We start from the raw sequence: 24083 nt of genomic DNA on the forward strand, positions 1-24083 counted from the left end.
CGTGGACTTCGACGAGGTGGCGACGACGACCCGGTCGGTGCGCCGCCGCCTGGACCTGACCCGTCCGGTGGCACGTGGGCTGGTCGAGGAGTGCCTGCGGCTGGCGCTGCACGCCCCCAACGGCGCGAACCGGCAGGACTGGCGCTTCCTCGTCATCGACTCGCCGGAGCTGAAGGCGGGCATTGCCGAGCACTACCGGGCCGCGTTCGCCGCCTACCGCACGACCCTGTCGGACGAGGTGGCCCGCAGCGGGATGACCGCCTCCGCGCAGTACCTCGCCGACCGGCTGCAGGACGTGCCGGTGCTCGTGCTCGGGTGCATGCACGGCAGGCTCACCGGTTCCGAGCCGGCGGCGAAGCGCTCCAGCTTCTACGGCTCGGCGTACCCGGCCCTGTGGAGCTTCATGCTGGCAGCCCGCAGCCGTGACCTCGGCACGACGTTGACAACCGTGCACCTCGCCCGCGAGCGCGAAGTGGCCGAGCTACTGGGAATCCCGTTCGACGAGGTCACCCAGGTCGCGATGATTCCCCTGGCGCACATGGCGAACGACGGGTTCCACGCCGGTCCGCGCCGCCCGCTCGGGGAGGTGATGTCGTGGAACACGTGGCGGTCCTGAACACCCCTGCCCGGCTTGGCCGTTTCGTGCTGCGCATGTTCCGCCCGCACGTCTACGCGACCTACGCGGTGCTGTGGGTGCTCGCGTTGGAGGGCTCGGCGGTACTGATCTCCAACCGGGACTGGGTTCCCGACGGGGGCACCACCGTGCGTGTGGTCAGCGTCGTGCTGGTCCTGCTGTTCATGCGCATGGTGGACGAGCAGAAGGACCTTGAGTACGACCGCGTGCACAACCCGGACCGGCCGCTGGTGACGGGCGCGATCACCGCCGCCGAGCTGCGCGGCGCGATGGTCGTGATCGCCGTGGTCGTCGCGGGGCTGAACGCCTTCGTGTCGGTGGCGTCGGTGCTCTCGGTGCTGGCCGACCTCGGCTACGGCCTGTTCCTCGTGGCCCTTGAGCGCTGGTCGCACCGCGTCCGCGACGGGCTGATCGTGAACCTGTTCGTGACCTATCCGGTGCAGCTGCTGCTCAGCGGCTACCTCTACGTCTCGCTGGTCAGCTCCGGCACGATCGTCGCCGACTGGCGCGCGGTCCCGCTGCTGCTGATCTTCGCCTGCGTCTTCCTGCACTTCGAGTTCGCCAGGAAGACCAAGTGGCACAACGACATCGGCGAGCGGATGTACTCCGCCGTCCTCGGCCCGATCGGCAGCGCGGCAACGGCGCTGGGGCTCGGGTTCGGCTCCGGGGTCCTCGCGCTCGTGGTGTTCCGCCCCTGGGAGTCCGCGTCGGCGGTGGCCTGGCTGCCGTACCTGACGCTCGCGCTCCCCGCACTGGGCGCATGGCGTTTCCTCGTCGGCAAGCGCCCGTCGTGGCCGCTCGCGCCCGCGATGGCGTTCGTGCTCGCCAGCTACGTCTCCCTGATCCTCCAAGCCATCTAGGCAGGTTCTCCGATGACCACAATGGACTCCCCGGCCCGGACGTTCCCGTTCAGCACACCGGACCGCTTCGACATCGACCCGTTCTTCGCCCAGCTGCGCGCGGAGGAGCCGGTCTCCCGGATCACCCTGCCCTTCGGCGGTGACGGCTGGCTGATCACCCGCCACGAGGACGTCAAGACCGTGCTCACCGACGCGCGGTTCAGCCGGGCCGCGGCGGTGAGCAGGGGCATCCCCAGCATCCAGCCGATCCCGCCGATCCCCGAGCTGGTGATGTGGATGGACCCGCCCGAGCACACCAGGCTGCGCAAGCTGGTGACCAAGGAGTTCACCACCGGCCGCGTCGAGGCCATGCGCCCGTGGGTGCGGGAGACGGTTGCCTCGATGCTGGACGGCATGGTCTCCACCGGGCAGCCGGCCGACCTGGTCGAGCACCTGTCGCTTCCGCTGCCGGTGATGGTGATCTGCGAGCTGCTGGGCGTGCCCTACGCCGACCGCGAGCAGTTCCGGCACTGGTCGGACGCGCAGATGGCCACCACCCAGTTCGACGTCGAGGCGATGGTGGCCGCGCAGCACGCCATGTACGAGTACTTCATGGCGCTGATCGCCAAGCGCCGCGCCGACCCGAAGGGCGACCTGCTGAGCGCGCTCGTGCGGGCGCACGACGACGGGGAGCGGCTCAGCGAGGGCGAGCTCGTCGCGATGGCGATCACGCTGCTGGTGACCGGGCACGAGACCACCGCCATGGAGATCACCAACTTCACCTACCTGCTGCTCCAGCGGCCGGAGAAGTACGCGGCGCTGTGCGCGGACCCGTCCCGGGTGCCGAGGGCGGTGGAGGAGATGCTGCGCTACGTCCCGCTGGACGTCGGCGGCTCCTACGGGCGCATCGCCGTCGAGGACGTGGAGATGGGCGGTGTGACCATCCGTGAGGGCGATGCGGTGTTCGTCTCCAGTCTCTCCGCCAACCGCGACCTCGCCGTCTTCGCGCACCCGGACGAGCTCGACCTGGAGCGCGAGGACAACCCGCACCTGAGCTTCGGCGCCGGAGTGCACTACTGCCTCGGCGCCCGCCTGGCCCGCATGGAGCTCCAGGAGGCCCTCGGCGCGATCGTGCGGCGGTTCCCCGGTCTTTCCCTGGCCGTTCCGGAGGAGGAGATCCAGTGGCGCAAGGGCATGATCGTGCGCGGTCCGTTCACGCTCCCGGTGGGGTGGTGACGGCGTGGTGAGGACCTCCATCCACAACGTCCGGATCTTCGACGGCACCGCGATCTCCGAGCACGACTCGGTCCTCGTCGAGGACGGCGTGATCGCCCGGGTCGGCGGAGTGACCGGAGGCGCGGACGAGGTGGTCGACGGGGCCGGGCGGACCCTGCTGCCCGGTCTCGTCGACGCGCACACCCACGTGTTCGGCTCGGTGGAGAACCTGGGGCTGGCACTGGCCTTCGGCGTGACCACCGAGGTGGACCTGTTCTCGTTCCCGCCGGACGCCACCGCGGCGCTGCTGGCGGAGTCCAGGGAGCGCGACGACGTGGCGGAGATGGTCACGGCGGGGATGCTCGCCTGCCCTCCGGGGAGCAGGCCCGCGCTCATGCTGCCAGGCCTGTTGCCCACAGTGGACGGTCCGGAGCACGCTGCCGCGTTCGTCGCCGCCCGAGTCGCCGAGGGCTCCGGCTGCATCAAGGTGCACCTGGACGACGGTGCCAACCACGGCATGTCGGTGCCGCTGTTCGACGTGCCGACGCTGCGCGCGCTCGGTCATGCCGCTCGTGAGGCGGGGTTGAGCACAGTGGCACACGTGTCGGACGCCCGCACGATGGAGCTTGCCTTGGAGGCGGGGCTGGACATGGCGACCCACCTGCCGCTCGACGAGACGATGTCGGCCGAGGCCGTCAGCGCGGCGGCGGCACGGGGTCAAGCGGTGATCCCGACACTGGCGATCGCCGAGTTCGCGGTGGAGCCGAACCGGGGACGCTCCCTTGTGGACGATCCGCGCATCGCGGACTTCCTCCCACCCGCGGCGCACGAGGCTTTGCGCGACGGCACGGAAGGGCTCGCGGTGGAGGAACCACCGCCGGGTTCGTCGATGGAGAAGGTGCTCGCCAGCATGCGCCGCCTACACGAAGCGGGTGTCACGGTGCTGGTCGGCACCGACGCCAACAACGCGCCGTTCCGCGCCTGCCCCGTGGTGCACGGTGCCGCGATCCACCGCGAGCTGGAGCTGTTCGTCGCATCGGGCTTCACCCCCACCGAGGCGTTGGCAGCCGCGACGTCCCTGCCCGCCAAGCACTTCGGCCTCCACGACCGGGGCAGGATCGGAATGGGCCTGCGCGCCGACCTGGTGCTGGTCAACGGCGACCCCACCCGCGACATCCTGGCCACCCGTGACATCGCCGGAGTGTGGCGACGCGGTGTCCGGTGCACCCGGAACAGCAGGGCTACCAGCAACACGTGACCGGCCGACCGTTTAGGTCACTGGGGGTCACCGTCGCTGAGCTGGACGCGCAGTTCGGACACGTAGCGCCCGCCCTGCGCGTCCGGAACCCACGCGTGCCCCGGTTCGGGCAGCTGCTCGGTGATAGTCACCCGCGTGCTCTGGTTCTGGGCTGCCCGGAGCGCGGTGCACAGAATCGAGGTGAAGACCGGGCTGGTGAGGTCCACGTACATGGGCTTCGTCTCGCCCGCGACCGTGACGAAGACTCGCTCCGGCAAGCCGAGTGCCGCGCGCCACCGTCGCACGGCGAAGTACCGCTCCCGTGGCCCGACGACGTCGGCGAGGCCGGTGTCCCCGACCGTCGTGCGCCAGGTCTCGCGGCTGATCACCATGCGCTCCACGGTGATCCTCGGTGTGTGCGGGGCGACTTCGGCGGTCTTGACCAAGTCGGTCGCGCGCTGCGCCAGAAGCTCCGAGAGCACGTCGAGCAGCGGTCGCACCGTCCCTTCGGGCGTGCGCACGACGAGGTCCGGCCCGACCGTGAGTCCGTCGGGCAACGGCGACGGCACGCAGTCGTTGCCCTTGTCGAGTTCCGGGCAGGCGATGTCGATCTCGCCGAGCACCGCGAAGTAGTCACCCGCGTTCAGCCGCTCCGCGCTCTCCGCGCACAGGTGCAGGCCCACGCCGTGCAGGCGAGCGCCCGACCAACCCGGCTGGTCAGCGGGGAACAGCTCGTCCAAACGGGACAGGGCGTCCTCAGGGCGCGTGAACAACTCTGCCCATCGTGACGAGAAGTCCTCGGCAACACCCGGGTGCCCGTCATCCGAAGCGATGTGCCACAGCTGCGCCAACGGTACCGAGGGTGAGTCTCCGGCAAGGCCGTCGTACAGCTCGCGCATCCTGGCCATGACCGACTCGGCCAGCGCCGCGGTCAGCCACCGGGCGATCCGTCCGATCACGTGCAGCGGCGTGGCAAGGTCGTCCAGGATCGCGGTGCCGAAGGCGATGTCGAGGTCGCGGACAGTGTCCTCATAGGACGCGATGTGTCCCCCGGTCGGCTGCTGGGTGACTTGCTCCACAACCGTGTCCAGCTCGTCGAGTGCGGCGGACACCGCGTCCGCGTCGCCTACTGCCAGCTCGACACACTTGCGTGCCTCGTCGAGGCGGTTCCACCCGGCCAGTGCTTCGCCGCCGAGGGCGTGCACGGCGGTGTGCAGAACGGACTCGGCGGTGTGGTCCACCGGCAGTTTCCCTCGCAATGCGGCGTTCTCGGCCAGAGTCTCCGCATACGCGGCCAGCACCTGGTGCTCGAAGCGCACCTTGCGGTCGCGGACCAGGTTCTCGCCGGGTTGAGCCACGACGCGCTCTGGCATGTCCCGGAACTCCGTCCAGCACACCGGACCGGCAAGGCCGATCAACTCGGTCTTGGCGCAGTACCGCTGCCAGTAGCGAGTGAGCAGCTCCGCGTCCCGCCGGTAGGCACGGTTGCGCACACCGTCCACTCCGGACTCGACAACGTTGTCGAGCGCTCGGCGCACCAACGGGTTCTGCCACATCAGGGCTTCCCGGAAGCGCGGGTCGGTGGCGACACCGTAAGCGGCGCGCGCGCAGTTGGCCGCGGCCTCCTCGAACGCCTTCACCGCGAGCTCCTCGCTCACCCGGCCCGCGAGGTGGCCGTCGACCACCTCCGCGCAGTCGGGACTGCTGAACGCGCCGAGGCCACCGTGGTCCCCGTTGACGGGGAACCCCGCGGCGCGCAACAACGCCGGACGCCGCACGCCCCAACCGCCACCGACCTGCCCAGCGATCACCGGCAGCCACCTCCACGATTCCTGGTCACACCCGCAGACATGCCGAAACCCCGCGCCGGAGGACGCGGTCCCTGAAGTCCTTTGCGGACAAACCGGCGGTGTGCCGCACGGCGTCGGGCGCGCCGGGCCGGCGGCAGGCCGCCGTGCTGGAGTGCGGCCGGGCCCGCGGGGAGGTTCCCCCGATCGCGGCACGGGTGTCCGGGGTTGCCATCTCGGTTCCTGCCCCCAACGCGTTCCGCACCCCGCTCACAGCCGACTCGGGGCCAGTAGATCCAGGTCAGGATCTTGTGTCCACCGTTTCGATCCTGACCGAAGACTTGGTTGCGGGCCTTTTCAGCGGCCTTCCCAGCCCTCCGACGTGCGGTTACGGTGTTCGGGGACGCGAAGTGCCGCCCTTGTCCGGGAAAGGATCGAGGAGTGCGTGCGAGCTGGCTGGGGTGCCCATGAGCACACCCTCGATCATCGTTGCCGGGAGCGGGTCGCTCGCCAGGAACCTGTGCTGGTCGCTCGCGGCCGGCACCGACGTCCCGATGACGGTGCGGGTGCTGGCCCGGAACAAGGACAAGGCGGCCGAGGTGGCGGGCATCGCCGCCATCAGGGCGCGGCTGAGCGGATCGGCTGCCCGCTTCGAAGTGTCCACTGAGGACACCGAAGACGTCAGCGGCATCGACGCCGAGGTGGCGCGGACGCGGCCGCGACTGCTCGTCAACTGCGCCTCCTACCAGTCGCCGTGGGAGCGGATGACCGCCCCGTCCGCGTGGTCGGAGCTGGTGCGGCGCGGCGGTTTCGGCCTCACCCTGCCCCTCCAGGCGTCGCTCGCGGTCGAACTGGCCGGGGCGGTCGCGCGCAGGAGCCCGGACACCCTGGTCGTCAACGCCTGTTTCCCGGACGTGGTGAACCAGGTGGTCGCCGCGCTCGGTCTGCCGGTGTTCTGCGGGATCGGCAACGTGATGTCCTTGGCGGCGGCGCTGGCGCCCACGGTGTCCCAGGAGCGGCCACTGCGGGTGCTCGCCCACCACGTGCACCTCACCGCGCCCTCGAACCCGGCCGACGAGGCGTTGGCCTGGCTCGGCGACCGGCCGATCACCGATGTCGGGGCGCGGCTGGCGGCGTTCCGGACCTTCGACCGCAAGGAGCTCAACGCGGTCACCGGGCACGCGGCGGCCTCGCTGGTCACCGGCCTGCTGTCCGGGGAGTACCTGCGCATCAGCGTTCCCGGCCCGTTCGGCCTCCCCGGCGGGTACCCGGTGGCGATCACCTCAGGCGGGCGGTTGACCCTGGACCTGCCCACCGGGATCACCGAGGCCGACGCGGTGCGCAGGAACCGGCTCGACGGGCTCCGGGACGGCGTCGTGCTCGACGGGACCGACGTGGTGTTCTCCCCCGCCGTGCGGGAGGCGCTGGAGCCGCTGGCACCGGAGATCGCCGCCGGTTTCCCCGTCACCGAGCTGGACTCCGCAAGGGACCGGTTGCTCCTGCTCCGGGAACGGCTGCGCGCGCCCGGAGCGTCCACATAGGACTCGCTATCCCGGCAGCAGCGAAGCGGGACGTCCCAGCCGCACGGCCGGGTCGGTGAGGAACGCGGCGAGGCGGTCCAGGCCGATCTCGATCCCCCTGCTGTCCACGCCGCTGAAGGACAGGCGCAGCTGCCGGTTCCCGCCGCCGTCGCCGTAGAAGTGGCGCATCGGCGTCCAGAGCACGCCGTGCTCGCGCGCGGAGTACTCCAGCAGCTCGTCGTCGACCTCGAACGGCACGGTCATCACCAGGAAGAAGCCACCGGCGGGGGTGTTCCAGGTGATGTCCGGGTCGTCGGCGAAGCGCGCGTGCAGGCCGTCGACGAGCTGGTACAGGTTGCGCTGGTAGGTCTGGCGTTCCCCGGTGGTGGCCAGCTCCAGGCTGCACCCGTGTTCGAGCAGCTTGCCGCCGACCACCGCCTGCGCGATCGGCGAGGTGTTCACCGTGACCATGCTCTTGATCTCCGCGAGCCGGTCGGCGAAAGAGCCGCCCGCGACGGGCTGGTCGGCCAGCACGTACCCGACCCGCGCACCGGGCAGCACGGTGGCGGAGAAGGAGCCGAGGTAGACCACCCTGGCGCGGGTGTCCAGCGCCTTGAGCGCGGGCGCCTTCGTCCCTCCACTGTGGAACAAGCCGTACGGGTCGTCCTCCAGCAGCAGGATGTCCTCGCGCTCGGCGAGGTCGAGCAAAGCCTGACGCGTCGCCAGGTCCATGCTCGCGCCGGAGGGGTTGGCGAAGTCCGGCATCACGTGGCACACCCGTGGGCGCAGGCCGTCCCGCCGCGCGGCGCGCACCTGCGCGGCGAGCTCGTCCAGGTCCACACCGGCAGTCCCAGCGGCGACCGGCAGCACCGGCATGTCGACCAGCCGGGCCGCGCCGGTGAACCCCGCGTGCGTCGGTGACACCGCCAGCGCCACGTCGCGGTCGTCGGCCCGCAACGCACGCAGCACGAGGAAGATCGCCTCCTGGCAGCCCGCGGTGACCACGACGGCCTCCGGGTCGGCCTCGACGCGCACGTCCTGCCAGAGGTGCCGGGCGACCAGCTCGTGCATGACGCCCTTGACGCGGCCGTACTGGCACAGCGTCCTGCGGATCTCCTCGTCGGTGTACCCGCGCTCGTCGGCGAGGTAGCGCTCGAATCGGCGCAGGTACCGGTGCACCGCGTCCAGGTCGAAGTGTCGTTCGGCCGGACGCCCGGATGCGAAGGACACCGCGTCGGGGTACCGCGCGGCGACCTCGTCGAGGAAGGCCGTCGGCTCCGGCGAGGCGTCGCCGGGGCGGCCGTGCAGGTCGCCGAGTATCACCTGGTCCTTCCGGTGGCGGGCACGCGGCGCACCGGGTCGGGCATCGTGGCGAGCAGCTCGACCGAGCCGGAGGCGACCTGCCGGTCCTGCGCGGGGTCGCACGCGGCGACCAGCGACATGCCCAGCGCGGTCGCGGTGTGCCGGACCTTGCGGCCCGCGCGCGCGGTCATGATCAGCCCGGCGTTGCGCAGCGCGGTGGCGTGCTCGGAGGCCGAGGACAGGCTGACGCCCGCGTACTGGGCGAGTTCGGTGGTGCCGCGCGGCTGGACCGAGGCGCGCAGCACCTCCGCCCGGCTGGCGCCGAGCACGACCGAGAGCACGTCCTGGCTGGTCTTGCTGGAGCGCACCGGCGCGGGCGCGGCCGGGTAGACCACGGTGGGCACCTCACCGGGCGGCGCGGCGAGCACCAGCGGGTGGGTCATCAGCAGCGAGGGGGCGAAGCGCAGGCCGCCCTCGACGGTGAGCAGCCGCTCCACCGGCGAGTCGACCTCCAGGATCTGGTCCCGGTGCCGCACCGTGCCGGGCAGGGTGGCGAGCACCTCGGCCAGCCCCATCCGCAGCAGCACGTGCCCGCGCTGCGCGAGGTCGGACTGGACGGCGGACTCGATCTCCCGCCAGCGCGCCTCGACCAGCGTGCGGTAGGCGGCGTTGAGGGCGGCCAGCAGTCCGGCCCTGGCGCGCGGGCAGCCGCTGGCGAGCTCGCGCACCCACTGGCTGGCCGGCTCGCCCGCGAAGACGGCGAGCAGGTCGGCGCGGATGCGCGAGGGCGGGGTGGAGCCGACCTCGGCGAGGGCGGCTGCCATGTCGGGACGGGAGGACAACAGGAACCCCGGGACCTCACCACGCGCGGTGAAAAGGTCGAAAAGGGGCATGGCTACAGCGGGCAAACTCCACTCGTAGAGCGCCTTGTCCGAATTCCGGGCAATTCTACGAATACGGTGAAGAGCGCCAAAAACCTCGACCATGGGCAGCGGGCCAGCGGAAAAGCTGACCGACTGCAGCGTCCGAGCGCTCAGTCGAAGTCGAAGCATCAAGTCCACCTCAAGTCATCAGAATGGTCGGCCGCGACAGTGAAGCAGGGGGACATACATAACCAATACAATGAAAACAATGGGAACGTGAATCGGTTTTCTACCCAGGGGTCAGAACCTTTCCTTTTCTCTGACCCCTTTTCGCGGAGAAGTGAGATCTCCGGATGATCTCGGCGGAGGCCGAAAGGTCGGCCCTGGAACCCCGCGCGAGGACGGGCGGATGACCGCCCTCTCCCCGCCGGGCCTGCTGCGCCTGCCGGACGGCCTCGTGGTTCGCGGGCGCGGCCTCGGCCAGCCCCGGCCCACCGGCCCCGCCCCGGCGTTCGGGCTCTACCTCGGGTCCACGCGGCTGCGGCGGCGCTACGACGGCGACCTGGGCTGGCAACGGGACTGGGTCCGCTGGCCGGACTTCCTGCTGCCTCGCGACTGGAGCACCGCCCTGCACCAGCGGGCGCGAGACGGCGAGAGCGTCGAAGTCGCCTGCTACGGCGGAACAGGGCGCACCGGGACCGTGCTCGCCTGCCTGGCCACATCGGGCGGTCTCAGCCCGGCCGACGCGGTCTCCTTCGTCCGGGCGATCTACCGCGAGCGTGCCCTGGAGACCGCGTGGCCGGTGGCGTGGGTTTCCTGGTTCGCCAAGCGGCAGCGTGGGTTTGGCTGATCATCTCACCGGCAACCCCAAGGGCACGACCGACTCAGGGAGTTGAACCTTGATCACCCTCGGAGCCTTACTCCTCGTCATCGGCTTCCTCGCCAACCTCTCGATCCTCTGGCAGATCGGCATCGCGCTACTCGTGATCGGACTGGTGCTGGCCGTGGTCGGTGGCACCGGACGGAAGATCGGCGGCCGGGCGCACTGGTACTGACCAAGGCCGCAATCCCTTGCACGGCCCCGTGACCAGTGGTTGCGGGGCCGCCGCCATGCGAGCACGATCCAGCCGTGGAGCAGCTGCGCGAACTCACCCCGCAGGTCCTCGGCGCGCTGGTGCGCCGCTACGGGCACTTCGACACGGCCGAGGACGCGGTGCAGGAGGCGCTGCTCGCCGCCGCGACCCAGTGGCCCGTGGACGGGGTCCCGGAGAACCCGCGCGCGTGGCTGATCACCGTGGCATCACGGCGATTGGTCGATCTGCTCCGGCAGGACGAAGCGCGACGCAAGCGTGAGTCCACTGTGGTCGCTCTCGAAGAACCCCTTGCCACAGAAGAGGTTGCGCACGACGATGACACGTTGCGGTTGCTGTTCCTGTGCTGTCACCCGTCGCTGAGCCAGGTCTCGCGGGTGGCACTGACCCTGCGCGCGGTCGGCGGGCTCACGACGGCGGAGATCGCGCACGCCTTCATGACGCCCGAAACGACGATGGCACAACGCATCAGTCGCGCCAAGCAGCGGGTCAGGGGCACGGAGTTCCGCATGACCGACGAGATCGACCCCGTCCTCGGCGTGCTCTACCTCGTCTTCACCGAGGGCCACACCGCCTCCGGCGGAGCCCGGCTCAGCCGCACCGACCTCACCGCCGAAGCCATCCGGCTGACCCGCGAGCTGCACCGGCTGCTCCCGGGCAACGGCGAGGTGACCGGCCTGCTGGCGCTGATGCTGCTCACCGACGCGCGGCGACCGGCCCGCACCCGCCCCGACGGCACCCTCGTCCCGCTGGCCGAACAGGACCGGCTGCTGTGGAACCGCGAGCTCATCTACGAGGGGACCGCACTCATCACGGAGTCCTTGCAGGCCAACGTGATCGGCCCGTACCAGGTGCAGGCCGCCATCGCCGCCGTGCACGCGGAGGCGGCGAGCACCGAGGAGACGGACTGGCCGCAGATCGTCGAGCTGTACGGGCTGCTGGAGCGCTTCTCCGACAACCCGATGGTCACGCTCAACCGGGCGGTGGCCGTCGCCATGGTCGATGGCGCACGGGCGGGCCTGGACCTGCTCGAACCCCTCGACGAGGACCCGCGAACCGCCCGGCACCACCGCCTCAGCGCCGTGCGCGCGCACCTGCTGGAACAGCTCGGCGACAACGAAGCCGCACACGCCTGCTATCGCACCGCCGCCGAACTCACCACGAGCGACCCGGAACGCCGCTACCTCAATTCCCGGGCCGCCCGACTGGAGCGGCACTAGCCCTTTCCAGGAAGCCCTCGGCGAGCACTCCGCACACCCAGAGTAAATAAGAGCGCTCACATTTCACAGAATGTGACTACACACCACCGAGACCCATCCCGAACGCACACCAGCCGACCACATCCCACAAGCGGTAACACCACCTCACCACCCCCCTAACGCCCCCTCGCCACCCCCCTCGCCACCCCCCTCGCCCCCCCTGACGCCCTCACCCACACGCCCCTCATCTCGCGTTTTGTAGCCTTAATGCGAAATGGGAGCGCTCTCTTGCGCAATAAGCCTACAAAACGCGAAACCTCGACCACGCCAGCCAGCGCACGCGCGCACGGGGGGCGGGAGTACGGAGGGGCGGGGGGTGGGGGATGCGAGGGGCGGGGGTATGGGGCGGCGGGGTAAGGGCGGGGGGTATGGGGAGCGGGAGGGCGGGGGGCATGGGGGTGGTGTCATCTCGGGGGATGGGGGGACTTGCGGGACGGGCGGCTAGGTCTGGAGCACGGACAGCACGTTGCCCGCCGGGTCGGTGAACCACGCGATCTGCGGGCCTCCGGAGCGGAGGATGCCTTTCTCGTCGGCGGGAAGGCCCTCGTAGCGCAGGAAGGTGACTCCGCGCCGCACCAGCTCGTCCACGGCCGCGTCGATGTCGGCCACCGGGAAGTTGAGCACGGTGAACTCGGCGGGCGTGTGCTTCTCCTTCGGGTAGACCAACACAGCCGATGACCCGCTTGTGGGGGCGAGCACTGCTCCGGGGCTGTCGATGTGCAGGTTGAGCATGCCGCTGTGCTCGGTGACCCTCAGGCCGAGCACCTCGGAGTAGAACGCCTTCGCCGCGGGCACGTCGTCGACGGCGAAGCCGCTGAAGGGGGCGGCGTTGTGCAGGCTCCGCGGCTGCTTGTGCCCGCGCGAGACCTGGTACTCCTCGCTCATCTGGATGACCTGGACGTAGTTGCCGTCCGGGTCGGCCAGGGTCGCGAACAACCCGGGGCCGCGGTCCTCCAGCGGCACCAGCCAGTCCACGCCGATCTCGTCCAGGTGCGCGGTGACGGCGCGGGCGTCCTCGACGTGGAAGTTCAGGATCACGCGGCCGGGCTCCGCCGTGGTGGCGGCGACGTCGTCGCGCCCGTCGATGAGCACCGCGACACCGCCGTAGGTGATGAAGCCGTCTTCGTTGGGTTCGGCGCCGAACGCCGCGCGGTACCAGTCACGCAACCGCCGCGGGTCGGAGCTGCCGAGCAGGATGCTGCCGAGAGTGGTCATGACGTCCTCCGGTTCGGATCGTGGTTCGCCGGGGACGTCGAAGCCGGACGGACCTCATCGACACCATCTGATGTGACCTGGGTCACGAGCCAGTCGAAGGGTCCGGACAGGGCGAGGGCCACCGACCCCGCCGGAGCGGGATCGGTGGCCCCAGCAGCGGGACCTAGCCCCGTTCGATCAGGTGGCCGACCACGTCGGGACCCGGGTGCGGGGAGCCGGAACCGTCGCGGCGCATGTCCACGTCGGGCAGGTCCACCGCGGAGCCGTTGTCCGACGAGCCTGCCGGACGCGGCCCCACCCAGGCCACGAACAGCGCCTTCTCCCCCTTGAGGAAGCGGTGCGAACGGACGCCGCCGGTCGCGCGGCCCTTGGCCGGGTACTCCGAGAACGGCGTCACCTTGGCGGTCTGCCCGGTCGCGGTGACCACCATCGGCTCGCCGTGCTCGTCGTCATTGGTGCGGACAGCGCCGAAGAACAGCACGTGCGCGTCGGCACCGAGGTTGATGCCCGCCATGCCGCTGCCCTTGAGGCCCTGCGGGCGGACCAGCGAGGCCGAGTAGCGCAGCAGCGAGGAGTCGGAGGAGACGAAGGTCAGCGTCTCCTCCCCGTCGGTCAGCCAGGTCGCGCCGACCACCTCGTCGCCGTCCTTGAGGCTGATGATCTCGAACTCGTCCGAGCGGACCGGCCACTCCGGCGCGCACACCTTGACCACGCCCTGCCGGGTGCCGATGGCGAGACCCGGCGAGCCCTCGCTGCGCTCGCCCAGCGGCGCGATGCCGATGACCTTCTCGCCCTTCTCCAGCGGGACCAGCTCGCGGGCGGCCATGCCCCCGCTGAGCGAGACCGTGCCGACCTGCTCCGGCAGCACCGGCAGCGGCAGCACCTCGATCTTGTAGGCCCGGCCCTTGTTGGTCACCAGCAGGACCTGGCCGCGCGCGGTGGAGTGCACCACCGCGGACACGGCGTCGTGCTTGACCCGGCCCTTGCGCCTGCGCGCCTCCGTGGCCTCCTCGGACTCCGCCGCGGTCCTGGCGACCAGGCCGGTCGCGGACAGGATCACCTGGCACGGGTCGTCGGCCACCTCCAGCGGACCGGACTCCCGCGACGCCGCCAGCACCTCCTTGAGGTCGCCGTCGATCAGCGAGGTGCGCCGCTCGGTGGCCAGCTCGCTGGCGACCTTCGCCAGCTCCGCGGAGACCAGCTTCTTCAGCACCGCCTCGTTGTCCAGGATGCGCGAGAGGTCGGCGATGTCCGCGCGCAGCCGGTTCTGCTCGGTCTCCAGCTCGACCTTGTCGTACTTGGTCAACCGGCGCAGCGGGGTGTCCAGGATGTAGGCGGCCTGGATCTCGGAGAGCTTGAACCGCCGCATCAGGCCGTCCTTGGCCTCCTGCGCGTTCTCGCTGCCGCGGATCAGCTTGATCACCTTGTCGATGTCCAGCAGCGCCGTCAGCAGGCCCTCGACCAGGTGCAGCCGCTCCTCGCGCTTGCGCTTGCGGAACGAGGTCCGCCTGCGCACCACCTCGTAGCGGTGGGAGAGGAAGACCTCCAGCAAACCCTTGAGCCCCAACGTCTGCGGCTGCCCGTCCACCAGCACCAGGTTGTTGATGCCGAAGGACTGCTCCATCGGCGTCAGCCGGTACAGGTCGGCCAGCAGGGCCTGCGGGTTCACCCCGACCTTGCACTCGATCACCAGCCGGGTGCCGTTCTCCCGGTCGGTCAGGTCCTTGACGTCGGCGATCCCGGTGAGCCGCTTGGACTTGTTCACCTCATCGGTGATCTTCTCGATGATCTTCTCCGGCCCGACGCCGTAGGGCAGCTCGGTCACGGTGATCGCCTGCCGCCCCCGGCTGCCCTCCAGCGGCCCGATCACGACCTTCGCCCGCATCCGCACCACGCCGCGCCCGGTCTCGTACGCCCGGCGCACCTCGTCCAGCCCGAGCAGCGTCCCGCCGGTCGGCAGGTCCGGCCCCGGAACGAACTCCATCAGCTTGTCCAGCGAGGCGTCCGGGTGCGAGATCAGCCACCGCGACGCCGCGATGACCTCGCCCAGGTTGTGCGGGATCATGTTGGTCGCCATGCCGACCGCGATCCCCGAGGTGCCGTTGACCAGCAGGTTCGGGAACGCCGCAGGCAGCACCGTCGGCTCCTCCAGCGAGCCGTCGTAGTTCGGCCGGAAGTCGACGGTGTCCTCACCGAGCTCGCCGACCAGCAGCATCGCCTCCTGCGACATCCGCGCCTCGGTGTACCGGCTGGCGGCGGGGCCGTCGTCGGGCGAGCCGAAGTTGCCGTGCCCGTCGATGAGCGGGGTGTTCAGCGAGAAGTCCTGCGCCAGGCGCACCATGGCGTCGTAGATCGCGGTGTCGCCGTGCGGGTGGTACTTGCCCATGCAGTCCCCCACGACGCGGGAGGACTTCACGTAGGCGTGCGTCGGCCGGTAGCCCTGCTCGTTCATCGAGAACAGGATGCGGCGGTGCACCGGCTTGAGGCCGTCCCGCGCGTCGGGCAGGGCGCGGGCGTGGATGACCGAGTACGCGTACTCCAGGTACGAGTCCTCGATCTCGGTCTTCACCGAGTTGTCGAAGACTTTCGCACCCGCCCGGTCGAACGCGGCGGGGTCGACCTTGGTGGTTGGGCCCTTGCGGCGTGCCATAGCTCAGCGCTCTCCGTGGTCTTCTGTGGTTCGTCTCAGGCGTCGATCGCGGCGCGGTCCACGCGGGCGGCGGACTCCACCAGCCAGGCGCGCCGGGGCTCGACCTTCTCGCCCATCAGCAGTTCCAGTGCCTGCTCGGCGGCGTCCACGTCGTCCATCGTGATCCGGCGCACCGACCGGGTCGCCGGGTTCATCGTGGTCTCCCACAGCTCGTCGGCGTCCATCTCGCCGAGGCCCTTGAACCGGGGCACCGGGGTGACGATCTGCTTGCCCGCCTTCTCCAGCTTGGCGACGGTGGTCTCCATCTCCCGCTGGGTGAAGGTGAACACGGTCTGCGGGTTGCGGCCCTTGGTGGTGATCTTGTGCAGCGGCGGCATGGCCGCGTAGAGCCTGCCGTCGGAGATCACCGGCCGCATGTACTTGGCGAACAGGGTGATCAGCAGCGTCCGGATGTGCGAGCCGTCCACGTCGGCGTCGGCCATCAGGATCACCCGGCCGTAGCGCATCTGGGCCAGGTCGAAGGTGCGCCCGCTGCCCGCGCCGAGCACCTGCACGATGGAGGAGATCTCCGCGTTGCGCAGGGTGTCACCGAGGTTGGCCTTCTGCACGTTGAGGATCTTGCCGCGCAGCGGCAGCAGCGCCTGGTACTCCGAGACGCGCGCCATCCGCGCGGAGCCGAGCGCGCTGTCGCCCTCGACCAGGAACAGCTCGCTGCGCGAGACACCGGTGGTGCGGCAGTCCACCAGCTTGGGCGGCATGGCCGCGCCTTCGAGAGCCGTCTTGCGGCGCGCGGCGTCCTTCTGCTGCTTCTGGGTGAGCCGGACCCGCGCGGCGTCGACGATCTTCTGCAGGACCGTCTTGGCCTCGGTCTTGGTCTTCTTGTCCTCGGTCCAGGACTTGATGTGCCGCTCGACGATGCCCTGGATCACCTTGGTGATCCCGGCGGTGGAGAGCTCGTCCTTGGTCTGCGAGGTGAACTGCGGCTCCGGCAGCCGCACGTGGATCACCGCGGTCATGCCCTCGACCACGTCGTCGAGGGTCGGCGGGTCCTCCTTGGCCTTGAGCAGCCCCCGGGTCTTGGAGATGGCGTCCTGCAACGCCTTCACGGCCGCGCGCTCGAAACCCTTGCGGTGGGTGCCGCCGTGCATGTTGCGGATGGTGTTGGTGAAGCACTCCACCGTGCGCTCGTAGCCGGTGCCCCAGCGGAACGCGATCTCGACCTCGGCCTGACGCTCCACTTTGGACCGCATGACGCCGTTCTCGTCGGCGGCGTTCTCGAAGTAGGTGCCGTGGCCGTTGACCAACAGCGTTCCGCAGACCGGCTTGTCCCCCGCGGGCGCGAGGAAGTCCACCATGTCGGACAGGCCGTTGGGGAAGTGGAAGGTCTCCTCCTCGATCCCGCCCTCGGTCGCGTTGCGCAGCACGTAGGTGACGCCGGGAACCAGGAACGCGGTGTTGCGCAGCTTGGTGCGCACGGCGTCCACGTCCAGCGCCGCGCCGTTCTCGAAGTAGCGCGCGTCGTACCAGTAGCGGATCGAGGTGCCGGTGCGCTCGCCGCGCTTCATCTTGCCGGCGACCTGGAGTCCGGAGCGCTTGGTGAACTTGGCCTTCGGACCTGGTCCGTCGAACTCGCCGGGCACACCGTGCGCGAACGACATCTGGTACACCTTGCCGTCCCGCTTCACGGTGACGTCGAAGCGGTGCGAGAGCGCGTTCACCGCCGAGGCGCCGACGCCGTGCAGACCACCGGAGGTCTTGTAGCCGGAGCCGCCGAACTTGCCACCCGCGTGCAGCCTGGTCAGCACGAGCTCGACACCGGAAAGGCCGGAGCGGGCGTGCGTGCCGGTGGGGATGCCTCGGCCGTCGTCGTCCACCTGGAGGCTGCCGTCGGCGTGCAGGGTCACCACGATCTTGCTGGCGTGCCCGGCGATGCCCTCGTCGGTGCAGTTGTCGACGATCTCGTTGAACAGGTGGTTGATGCCGCGGCTGTCGGTGGAGCCGATGTACATGCCGGGGCGCTTGCGAACCGCTTCCAGACCTTCGAGGTGCGTCAGGTCGTCGGCCCCGTACAGGGTCTCGGCAGTCACAGGGTCGCTCTCCCAGGTCGTTGCGCGGACTATGCGTGCGCGGTGTGCAGGCTCACCAGCGGCTTAACATACTTCAGCAGCCGTGTGAGCCCGCCTTCGCACCGCATGATGCCCCGGACCCCTGACACTCAACCCCGAAGACCTGGGAAGTCCTCCTCACGGAACTCGCCGGAGGGCCGGTCGGCGGTCTCCCGCCCGCGCAGCTCGACGCGGCGGATCTTGCCGGAGACGGTCTTGGGCAGCTCGGCGAACTCCAGCCTGCGGATGCGCTTGTAGGGCGCGAGGTTCTCCCGCGCGTGCCGCAGGACCGCCTCGGCGGTGGCGGCGTCGGCGGCCCACCCGGCGGCGAGCACCACGTACGCCTTGGGCACCGACAGCCGGACCGGGTCCGGCGAGGGCACGACGGCGGCCTCGGCGACGGCCTCGTGCTCCAGCAGCACGCTCTCCAGCTCGAACGGCGAGATGCGGTAGTCCGACGCCTTGAACACGTCGTCGGTGCGGCCGACGTAGGTGATGTAGCCGTCCGCGTCCCGGGAGCCGACGTCGCCGGTGTGGTAGTACCCGTCCCGCATGACCTCGGCGTTGCGCTCCGGGTCCCCGTGGTAGCCGACCATCAGCCCCAGCGGCCGCCGCGCCAGGTCCACGCAGATCTCCCCCTCGTCGGCGGGCCGACCGGTGACCGGGTCGACCAGCTCGACCGCGTAGCCGGGGACGGGCCGACCCATCGACCCGGGCTTGATCGGCTGGCCGGGGGTGTTGGCGATCTGCACGGTGGTCTCGGTCTGCCCGAAGCCGTCCCGGATCGTCACCCCCCACGCCGCGCGGACCTGCTCGATCACCTCGGGGTTGAGCGGCTCCCCCGCGCCGACGACCTTGGTCGGCGGGGTGCTCAGCGCGGCGAGGTCGGACTGGATGAGCATCCGCCACACGGTGGGCGGGGCGCAGAAGCTGGTCACGCCGCAGCGCTGCATCTCAGCCAGCAGGCGTGCGGCGTCGAAGCGCGAGTAGTTGTGGATGAACACCGTCGCCTCGGCGTTCCACGGCGCGAACACGTTGCTCCACGCGTGCTTGGCCCAGCCCGGCGAGGAGATGTTGAGGTGCACGTCGCCGGGGACCAGCCCGATCCAGTACATAGTGGACAGATGGCCCGCCGGGTAGGAGGCGTGGGTGTGCTCCACCAGCTTCGGCTGCGCGGTGGTGCCCGAGGTGAAGTAGAGCAGCAGGGTGTCGGTGGCCTTCGTGGGCTGCTCGCTGTAGAAGACACCATCCCACTGGTGGGAGTCGTTGTAAGAGAACCACCCTTCGCGCTGGTCACCCACGGCGATGCGGGTGTAGTCGCCGGGCACGTCGTCGAACTTCGCGGTGTCCTCGGCGCGGACCACCACGTGCCTCGCCGCGCCGCGGTCGATCCGGTCGCGCAGGTCGGCGGCGGCGAGCAGGGTGGTCGCGGGGATGACAACGGCGCCGAGCTTCATGGCGGCGAGCAGCGTCTCCCACAGCTCGACCTGGTTGCCGAGCATCAGCACGATCCGGTCGCCACGCTCGACCCCCTTGTCCCGCAACCAGTTCGCCACCTGGTTGGACCGGCGGGACAGCTCGGCGAAGGACCAGCGGCCCTCGGAGCCGTCCTCCTCGACGATCCACAGCGCGGTGCGCTCGTTGTCCTCGGCGATGGCGTCGAACCAGTCCAGCGCCCAGTTGAACTCGTCGAGCTCCGGCCAGCGGAACCCTGCGCGTGCGGTGTCCAGGTCGCCCGCGTGCGCGAGCAGGAAGTCCCGCGCCTCGCGAAACGCCATACCGGCTGCTGTGCGGACCATGTGCGCTCCCCTCGATGTTGCGTAGGATCCTCGGATCGCCCGCACCGCGCTCACCACCCCCGTTCGGGGGTGAAGCGAACTGGAGGTGATCGCGTGACCAGGGACGACAGGACCGCGATCCGGGGCGCGCTGCTCCAGCTGCGCCGGGACACGGGGCTGCCCGTCGCCTTCGGCGGCCCGCTCACCTCGCAGCGCAGGCTGACGCTCACGGAGCTGGTGGGCACGGCCACGGACTCGCTGCGCGGGCTCGCCGTGGCACCGGGTTCGGGCCTCGGAGGCAAGGTGGTGTCGCTGGGCCGCGTGGTGGCGGTCAGCGACTACCCGACCGCGTCAGTGATCACCCACGACTACGACGCCGCGGTGGGCGCGGAGGGCCTACGCGCGATCGTGGCGGTACCGGTGGTGGTGCGGCGGTCGGTGCGCGCGGTCCTCTACGCGGCGACCCGGCGGAGCGCGACGCTGGGCGACCGTTTGCTCGGCGCGGCCGTGGGCACTGCGCGCATGCTCGAACAGGATCTGGCGGTCCAGGACGAGGTTGACGACCGTGTCGCGCGCATGACGTCGGCCTTGGCCACGCGGGACCGTGCGTCGGGTGCGGAGTGGGAGGCGGTCCGCCTCGCCCACGCCGAGCTCCGGTTGATCGCGCAACGGACCGCCGACCCGGCGCTGCGCGCGGAGCTGCACGGAGTCTGCGAGCAGCTCACCTCTCCCCCGTCCGGTCCGACCGTGCGCCTGACCCCACGCGAGATCGACGTGCTGACGGGCGTGGCGGCTGGCTGCGGCAACGCGGAGATCGCACGGCGGCTGCGGCTGGGCCCGGAGACGGTGAAGAGCTACCTGCGCGAAGCGATGCGCAAGCTCGACGTGCACAGCCGTGGCGAAGCGGTGGTGGCGGCGCGCAGGGCGGGCCTGTTGCCCTGATAGCAGGCTTGCCGCCGCGGAGACGAGTGCGGTCGAGCTGTTCGGCTTGGCGTACCGGCTGCTCGGTTCGGCGCAGGAAGCCGAGGACGCGGTGCGCGCGGCGGTCGACTCCCCGCTCGCTCCCCCGAACCGCCGCTGCTGTGGTTCAGGCCGGCTGGGACAGATCCCCCGCTGGCACTGCCGGCACCGGGAATCGCGTTGATCAGACCAGCTTCCTGGGTGAGGTAGCCGTACAACAGCCCGGTGACGCTGTGTTCAAAGACGTTGGATGACCCGATGTCCCACCCGATCACCACACAGGTCCATTTCTGCGGACCCTCGTGTGGGCCCGCAGCAGCACGTGATCGGTGCCGACGCACCCGCGTCCTCCCCCGATGCCCGGAGGTCGGGTGCCACCGCCGCCGATCTGGGGCGTGTCAGCCCAGCGTTTCGAACAGACCGGATTTGGCACGACGCCGTCCTCGCTCACGAGACAGTGCAGCTTATGGTCACGCCGGAGAGTGCACCTGAACTCGCTCTGGCATGGCGCTCAGTAAGCCTTATCCGCGGGTTGGTCCTCGGAGTACGAGAGGTCAAGGCGTGCCCGCGAGTCATTGCCAGACGGCCATGATCTCCGACAGGATGCAGTACCCGTCCGGCCGTGATGGAGCGTGATGTGGTCAGCAAGCCGAATCGTCGTCTGGTCTTGGGCAGCACCGTCGGCGCCGTGCTCACCGGGGCGCTCGCGCCCACCGCATCCGCAACGGTGCCCAGCACCGTCACGGTCCGCTCGCCGAACGGCCTGCTGCGGGTCACCGTTCTCGTGGCGAACGGGCGTCTCCGGTATGAGGTTGTGCGCCGCGGCCAGGTTCTGGTTGCCCCCTCCGGGCTCGGTCTCGACCTGGCCGGCTGGCCGTCGTTGACCGGCGGCCTGGTGGTGGAGTCCGTCGAGCGCAGGACGATCGACGAGTCGTGGCGTCCGGTGTGGGGCCCCGACGCGCTCGTCCGCAACCATGCCAGGGAGTGCGTGCTGCGGACCGTGCAGTCGGAGAGCGGGCTGCGGCTCGACCTGGTCGTCCGGGTCTTCGACGACGGCGTCGGTTTCCGCTACCACCTGCCGGCGCAGGCTGGGCTCGACACCTGCACCATCACCGCTGAGCGCACCGAGTTCGCGCTGCCGCCGACCGCCACGAGCTGGTCGCTGGCCGCGGGTGCGGACTGGAACGCCGACGAGCGGCACTACCGGCGGGCCCCCTTGTCCGATGTGGACACCGCGCAGACCCCGCTCACGTTGTCCACATCGGACGGCCAGCACCTCGTGGTGCACGAGGCGGCGCTGATCGACTATCCGAGCATGACCCTCGTCGCCGAAGCCGGTCGGCCGGGTGCTTTCAACAGTGAGCTGATCAGCCTTCCTGACGGCACGAAGGCCCGGCTGTCGGGCGAGTTCTCCACCCCGTGGCGCACGCTGACCATCGGTGACCGTCCCGGCGATCTCGCCGAATCGCACCTGATCGAGAACCTGAACGAGCCGTGCGCGCTCGCCGACACGTCGTGGATCTCGCCCGGCACGTACGTCGGCGTGTGGTGGGAACTGCAAAGGCGGCACACAACCTGGACCGCGGGGCCCCGGCACGGGGCCACGACCGAGCGCGTCAAGCAGTACATCGACCTCGCCAGGGAGGCGGGCGCGAGCCACGTGCTCGCCGAGGGGTGGAACACCAACGCCGGCGGCCAGTGGAGCGGCCAGGACTTCCTCACGCCACAACCTGACCTCGACCTGCCGGAGGTGCTGCGCCACGCACGGGCCAACGGCATCGGGTTCACGGCGCACAACGAGACCCGCGGCTTCGTCGACCACTACGAGCAGCACCTGGACACGATCTTCGCGCGGTACGCCGAGCTCGGCATCCATGCGATCAAGACCGGCTACGCCACCAAGTTCGTGCTGGGCGGGGTGAACCGCAGCCATTTCGACCAGGAGGCGGTGCGGCACTACCAGCGGGTCGTCGACGTCGCGGCCCGCCACCAGATCATGGTCATCGCACATGAGGCGATCAAGCCGACCGGACTGGCACGCACCTACCCGAACATGATGACCGGCGAGGGGGTTGCCGGGATGGAACAGCACCACTACAAGGGGCGGTTGGGGAACCCGCCGGAGCAGGCCACGATCCTTCCGTTCACCAGGTTCATGGGTGGGCCTGCCGACTACACCCCGGGGGTGCTCAACGTGACCTGGGATCCGGCTGGGCTCGGCACCCGGGTGCAAACGACCTCGGCGGCGCAACTCGCGCTGTGCTCGGTGTTCTTCAGCCCGCTCCAGATGCTGGCCGACACCCCGGAGAACTACCGGTCCCACCCGGGGTTCGCCTACCTGAAGGGCATGCCGGCCAGCTGGGACGAGTCCCGGTTCCTGGACTGCGTGATCGGCGACTACACGGTCGTCGCCCGCAGGAAGGACGACACCTGGTACCTCGGCGCGATCACCGACGAGCAGGACCGGACGCTACGGGTGCCGTTGCGGTTCCTGGGACCGGGCAGGCACAGCGCCGAGATCTACAGCGATGCCGCCGGTACCAGTTGGCGCGACAACCCGCTCCCGATCGATGTCCGGACCACGACGGTGCGATCGTCCACCGTGCTCACACTGCGACTCGTCGCCGGCGGTGGCACCGCGATCCGGTTCCGCCCCACGCGGTCATGACCCTGAAGGCCTGCCCCTGAAGGACGGTGGCCGCGTGCCGCACGACACGCGCTAGTTCTGCCCGCGCCGGTACTCACTGGGGCTGCATCCGTGCTCCCTGCGAAAGGTTCGGGAGAAGTAGAACGCGTCGTTGTAGCCGACTGTCCTGGCGATCTCGGAGATGTCCCGGGACGTGGTGGCCAGCAACTCCCTCGCTCGCGCCATCCGCAGGCGCTTGGCGTACTCGACCACGCCGCAGCCCGCGGCCATCCGGAACAGCGCGGCGAAGTGCGAGGGCGACAGGCCCGCGGTGCGCGCCAGCTCCTTCACGACCACCGGCTTCGCGAAGTTGTGGCGCAGGTGCTCCAGCGCCTGGCGAACCGGCTCGGCGGGTTGGAGGCTCTCGCTCAGCGCGTCCGCGGCGAGCTGCGCCAGCAGGGTCCAGCCCGCGCCGGAGGCCGAGATGAGGTGCGGGAACGTCTGGTCCCGTTCGAGGAAGCCGATCGCGTCGTCGATCGCCGAGACGGCCCGGTAGACGTCGCGCAGCTCGATGACGGCTTCCCGGCCGTCCGTCGTGATGACCGACAGCAGCTCCGAGACCTGGGTGCCCGCGGCGTGCAGCCACCAGATCGTCCACGGGTTGCGCGAGTCCGCCCAGTAGAAGTGCGGGCGGGACGGGGGCAGGACGAGCGCCCTGCCGGGCCTGACCACGCTGACCCGGCCTTCGACCTCGCACCGCCCGACGCCGTCGGTGCAGACGATCACGATGGCCTCGGACGTGCTTCGCGGGCGGTGCATGCCGTGGTTCGCCGCGCTGGGGTAGAACCCGGCGTCGGTGACGAGCAGGCCCGAGGTCGGCGCCCTGCGCAGGGCCGACGCCACCAGCGGCCGCGGCAGCACGCGCAACCGCTGACCGGGGAAGCCGTCGGGCAGCAGCATCCGCACACCGTACCTTCGGCATTTGCGATGAGGCGAGCCGTC

General features: G+C 70.3%; 18 protein-coding genes. 10 read left to right on the plus strand and 8 right to left on the minus strand.

The window, feature by feature from the left end:
* The first annotated feature begins 1 nt into the window (after position 1).
* Genes ACFFQA_RS10345 through ACFFQA_RS10360 form a run of 4 tightly spaced genes read left to right on the plus strand, consistent with a single transcriptional unit; the run spans position 2 to position 3946 of the window.
* Positions 2 to 616, plus strand: a complete 615-nt coding sequence (locus ACFFQA_RS10345) for a nitroreductase family protein (protein ID WP_377851538.1) — start codon at positions 2 to 4, stop codon at positions 614 to 616.
* A complete protein-coding gene (locus ACFFQA_RS10350; protein WP_377851539.1) occupies positions 595 to 1494 on the plus strand; it encodes a hypothetical protein in 900 nt (299 codons plus the stop codon). Before ACFFQA_RS10345 ends, ACFFQA_RS10350 begins: the two co-directional genes overlap by 22 nt.
* A 12-nt stretch (positions 1495 to 1506) precedes the next feature.
* A complete protein-coding gene (locus tag ACFFQA_RS10355) occupies positions 1507 to 2709 on the plus strand; it encodes a cytochrome P450 (RefSeq protein WP_377851540.1) in 1203 nt (400 codons plus the stop codon).
* A 4-nt stretch (positions 2710 to 2713) separates the two neighbouring features.
* Positions 2714 to 3946 carry an amidohydrolase family protein gene (locus ACFFQA_RS10360; protein ID WP_377851541.1) on the plus strand — a complete coding sequence of 411 codons (1233 nt, stop codon included), beginning with the start codon at positions 2714 to 2716 and terminating at the stop codon, positions 3944 to 3946.
* A 17-nt stretch (positions 3947 to 3963) separates the two neighbouring features.
* On the opposite strand, the gene ACFFQA_RS10365 is transcribed toward ACFFQA_RS10360, so the two are convergent.
* Positions 3964 to 5736 carry a lantibiotic dehydratase gene (locus ACFFQA_RS10365; RefSeq protein WP_377851542.1) on the minus strand — a complete coding sequence of 591 codons (1773 nt, stop codon included), beginning with the start codon at positions 5734 to 5736 and terminating at the stop codon, positions 3964 to 3966.
* Positions 5737 to 6179: 443 nt separating this feature from the next.
* Between ACFFQA_RS10365 and ACFFQA_RS10370 the strand changes: the two genes are divergently transcribed.
* Positions 6180 to 7253, plus strand: coding sequence for a hypothetical protein (locus ACFFQA_RS10370; protein ID WP_377851543.1), 1074 nt, complete (start codon positions 6180 to 6182; stop codon positions 7251 to 7253).
* Between the two features lie 6 nt (positions 7254 to 7259).
* On the opposite strand, the gene ACFFQA_RS10375 is transcribed toward ACFFQA_RS10370, so the two are convergent.
* Positions 7260 to 8555: an aminotransferase-like domain-containing protein gene (locus ACFFQA_RS10375; RefSeq protein WP_377851544.1), complete on the minus strand. Its 1296-nt coding sequence runs from the start codon at positions 8553 to 8555 to the stop codon at positions 7260 to 7262.
* Positions 8552 to 9358, minus strand: coding sequence for a DUF5937 family protein (locus ACFFQA_RS10380; RefSeq protein WP_377851545.1), 807 nt, complete (start codon positions 9356 to 9358; stop codon positions 8552 to 8554). The genes ACFFQA_RS10375 and ACFFQA_RS10380 overlap by 4 nt, the downstream gene beginning before the upstream one ends.
* A gap of 448 nt (positions 9359 to 9806) precedes the next feature.
* Here ACFFQA_RS10380 and ACFFQA_RS10385 point away from each other — a divergent pair, with 448 nt between their 5' ends.
* The 3 genes from ACFFQA_RS10385 to ACFFQA_RS10395 all read left to right on the plus strand — a co-directional run bounded on the left by ACFFQA_RS10385 (position 9807) and on the right by ACFFQA_RS10395 (position 11708).
* Entirely contained in the window at positions 9807 to 10247 is a 441-nt protein-coding gene (locus tag ACFFQA_RS10385; RefSeq protein ID WP_377851546.1) for a protein-tyrosine phosphatase family protein, read from the plus strand.
* Positions 10248 to 10296: 49 nt separating this feature from the next.
* Positions 10297 to 10452, plus strand: coding sequence for a hypothetical protein (locus ACFFQA_RS10390; RefSeq protein WP_377851547.1), 156 nt, complete (start codon positions 10297 to 10299; stop codon positions 10450 to 10452).
* 74 nt (positions 10453 to 10526) lie between these two features.
* Positions 10527 to 11708, plus strand: coding sequence for an RNA polymerase sigma factor (locus ACFFQA_RS10395; protein WP_377851548.1), 1182 nt, complete (start codon positions 10527 to 10529; stop codon positions 11706 to 11708).
* A 480-nt stretch (positions 11709 to 12188) separates the two neighbouring features.
* On the opposite strand, the gene ACFFQA_RS10400 is transcribed toward ACFFQA_RS10395, so the two are convergent.
* The 4 genes from ACFFQA_RS10400 to ACFFQA_RS10415 all read right to left on the minus strand — a co-directional run bounded on the left by ACFFQA_RS10400 (position 12189) and on the right by ACFFQA_RS10415 (position 19516).
* Positions 12189 to 12962, minus strand: coding sequence for a VOC family protein (locus ACFFQA_RS10400; protein ID WP_377851549.1), 774 nt, complete (start codon positions 12960 to 12962; stop codon positions 12189 to 12191).
* Positions 12963 to 13125: 163 nt separating this feature from the next.
* Positions 13126 to 15612: a DNA gyrase/topoisomerase IV subunit A gene (locus tag ACFFQA_RS10405; protein WP_377851550.1), complete on the minus strand. Its 2487-nt coding sequence runs from the start codon at positions 15610 to 15612 to the stop codon at positions 13126 to 13128.
* A gap of 35 nt (positions 15613 to 15647) precedes the next feature.
* Positions 15648 to 17699: a DNA gyrase/topoisomerase IV subunit B gene (locus ACFFQA_RS10410; protein WP_377851551.1), complete on the minus strand. Its 2052-nt coding sequence runs from the start codon at positions 17697 to 17699 to the stop codon at positions 15648 to 15650.
* A 128-nt stretch (positions 17700 to 17827) separates the two neighbouring features.
* On the minus strand, positions 17828 to 19516 hold the full coding sequence (locus ACFFQA_RS10415; protein ID WP_377851552.1) for an AMP-binding protein: 1689 nt from the start codon (positions 19514 to 19516) through the stop codon (positions 17828 to 17830).
* 93 nt (positions 19517 to 19609) lie between these two features.
* Here ACFFQA_RS10415 and ACFFQA_RS10420 point away from each other — a divergent pair, with 93 nt between their 5' ends.
* Both ACFFQA_RS10420 and ACFFQA_RS10425 read left to right on the plus strand, forming a co-directional pair.
* Positions 19610 to 20437 (plus strand): helix-turn-helix transcriptional regulator, encoded by an 828-nt coding sequence (locus ACFFQA_RS10420; RefSeq protein ID WP_377851553.1) that lies wholly within the window; start codon positions 19610 to 19612, stop codon positions 20435 to 20437.
* Between the two features lie 643 nt (positions 20438 to 21080).
* Complete coding sequence (locus ACFFQA_RS10425; protein WP_377851694.1) at positions 21081 to 23123, plus strand: glycoside hydrolase family 97 protein; 2043 nt, start codon at positions 21081 to 21083, stop codon at positions 23121 to 23123.
* Between the two features lie 51 nt (positions 23124 to 23174).
* On the opposite strand, the gene ACFFQA_RS10430 is transcribed toward ACFFQA_RS10425, so the two are convergent.
* Positions 23175 to 24041 carry an AraC family transcriptional regulator gene (locus ACFFQA_RS10430; RefSeq protein WP_377851554.1) on the minus strand — a complete coding sequence of 289 codons (867 nt, stop codon included), beginning with the start codon at positions 24039 to 24041 and terminating at the stop codon, positions 23175 to 23177.
* Positions 24042 to 24083 lie beyond the last annotated feature (42 nt).

This window comes from Allokutzneria oryzae, from assembly GCF_042429765.1.
Classification (GTDB): Bacteria; Actinomycetota; Actinomycetes; order Mycobacteriales; family Pseudonocardiaceae; genus Allokutzneria; species Allokutzneria oryzae.

What these genes read in the sequence shown, in the direction of transcription:
- ACFFQA_RS10355 (WP_377851540.1), top strand. Translation starts at nt 1,507, where the DNA reads ATGACCACAATGGACTCCCCGGCCCGGACGTTCCCGTTCAGCACACCG.
- ACFFQA_RS10370 (WP_377851543.1), top strand. Translation starts at nt 6,180, where the DNA reads ATGAGCACACCCTCGATCATCGTTGCCGGGAGCGGGTCGCTCGCCAGG.
- ACFFQA_RS10380 (WP_377851545.1), bottom strand. Translation starts at nt 9,358, where the DNA reads ATGGCAGCCGCCCTCGCCGAGGTCGGCTCCACCCCGCCCTCGCGCATC.
- ACFFQA_RS10385 (WP_377851546.1), top strand. Translation starts at nt 9,807, where the DNA reads ATGACCGCCCTCTCCCCGCCGGGCCTGCTGCGCCTGCCGGACGGCCTC.
- ACFFQA_RS10400 (WP_377851549.1), bottom strand. Translation starts at nt 12,962, where the DNA reads ATGACCACTCTCGGCAGCATCCTGCTCGGCAGCTCCGACCCGCGGCGG.
- ACFFQA_RS10405 (WP_377851550.1), bottom strand. Translation starts at nt 15,612, where the DNA reads ATGGCACGCCGCAAGGGCCCAACCACCAAGGTCGACCCCGCCGCGTTC.
- ACFFQA_RS10415 (WP_377851552.1), bottom strand. Translation starts at nt 19,516, where the DNA reads ATGGTCCGCACAGCAGCCGGTATGGCGTTTCGCGAGGCGCGGGACTTC.
- ACFFQA_RS10425 (WP_377851694.1), top strand. Translation starts at nt 21,081, where the DNA reads ATGGAGCGTGATGTGGTCAGCAAGCCGAATCGTCGTCTGGTCTTGGGC.
- ACFFQA_RS10430 (WP_377851554.1), bottom strand. Translation starts at nt 24,041, where the DNA reads ATGCTGCTGCCCGACGGCTTCCCCGGTCAGCGGTTGCGCGTGCTGCCG.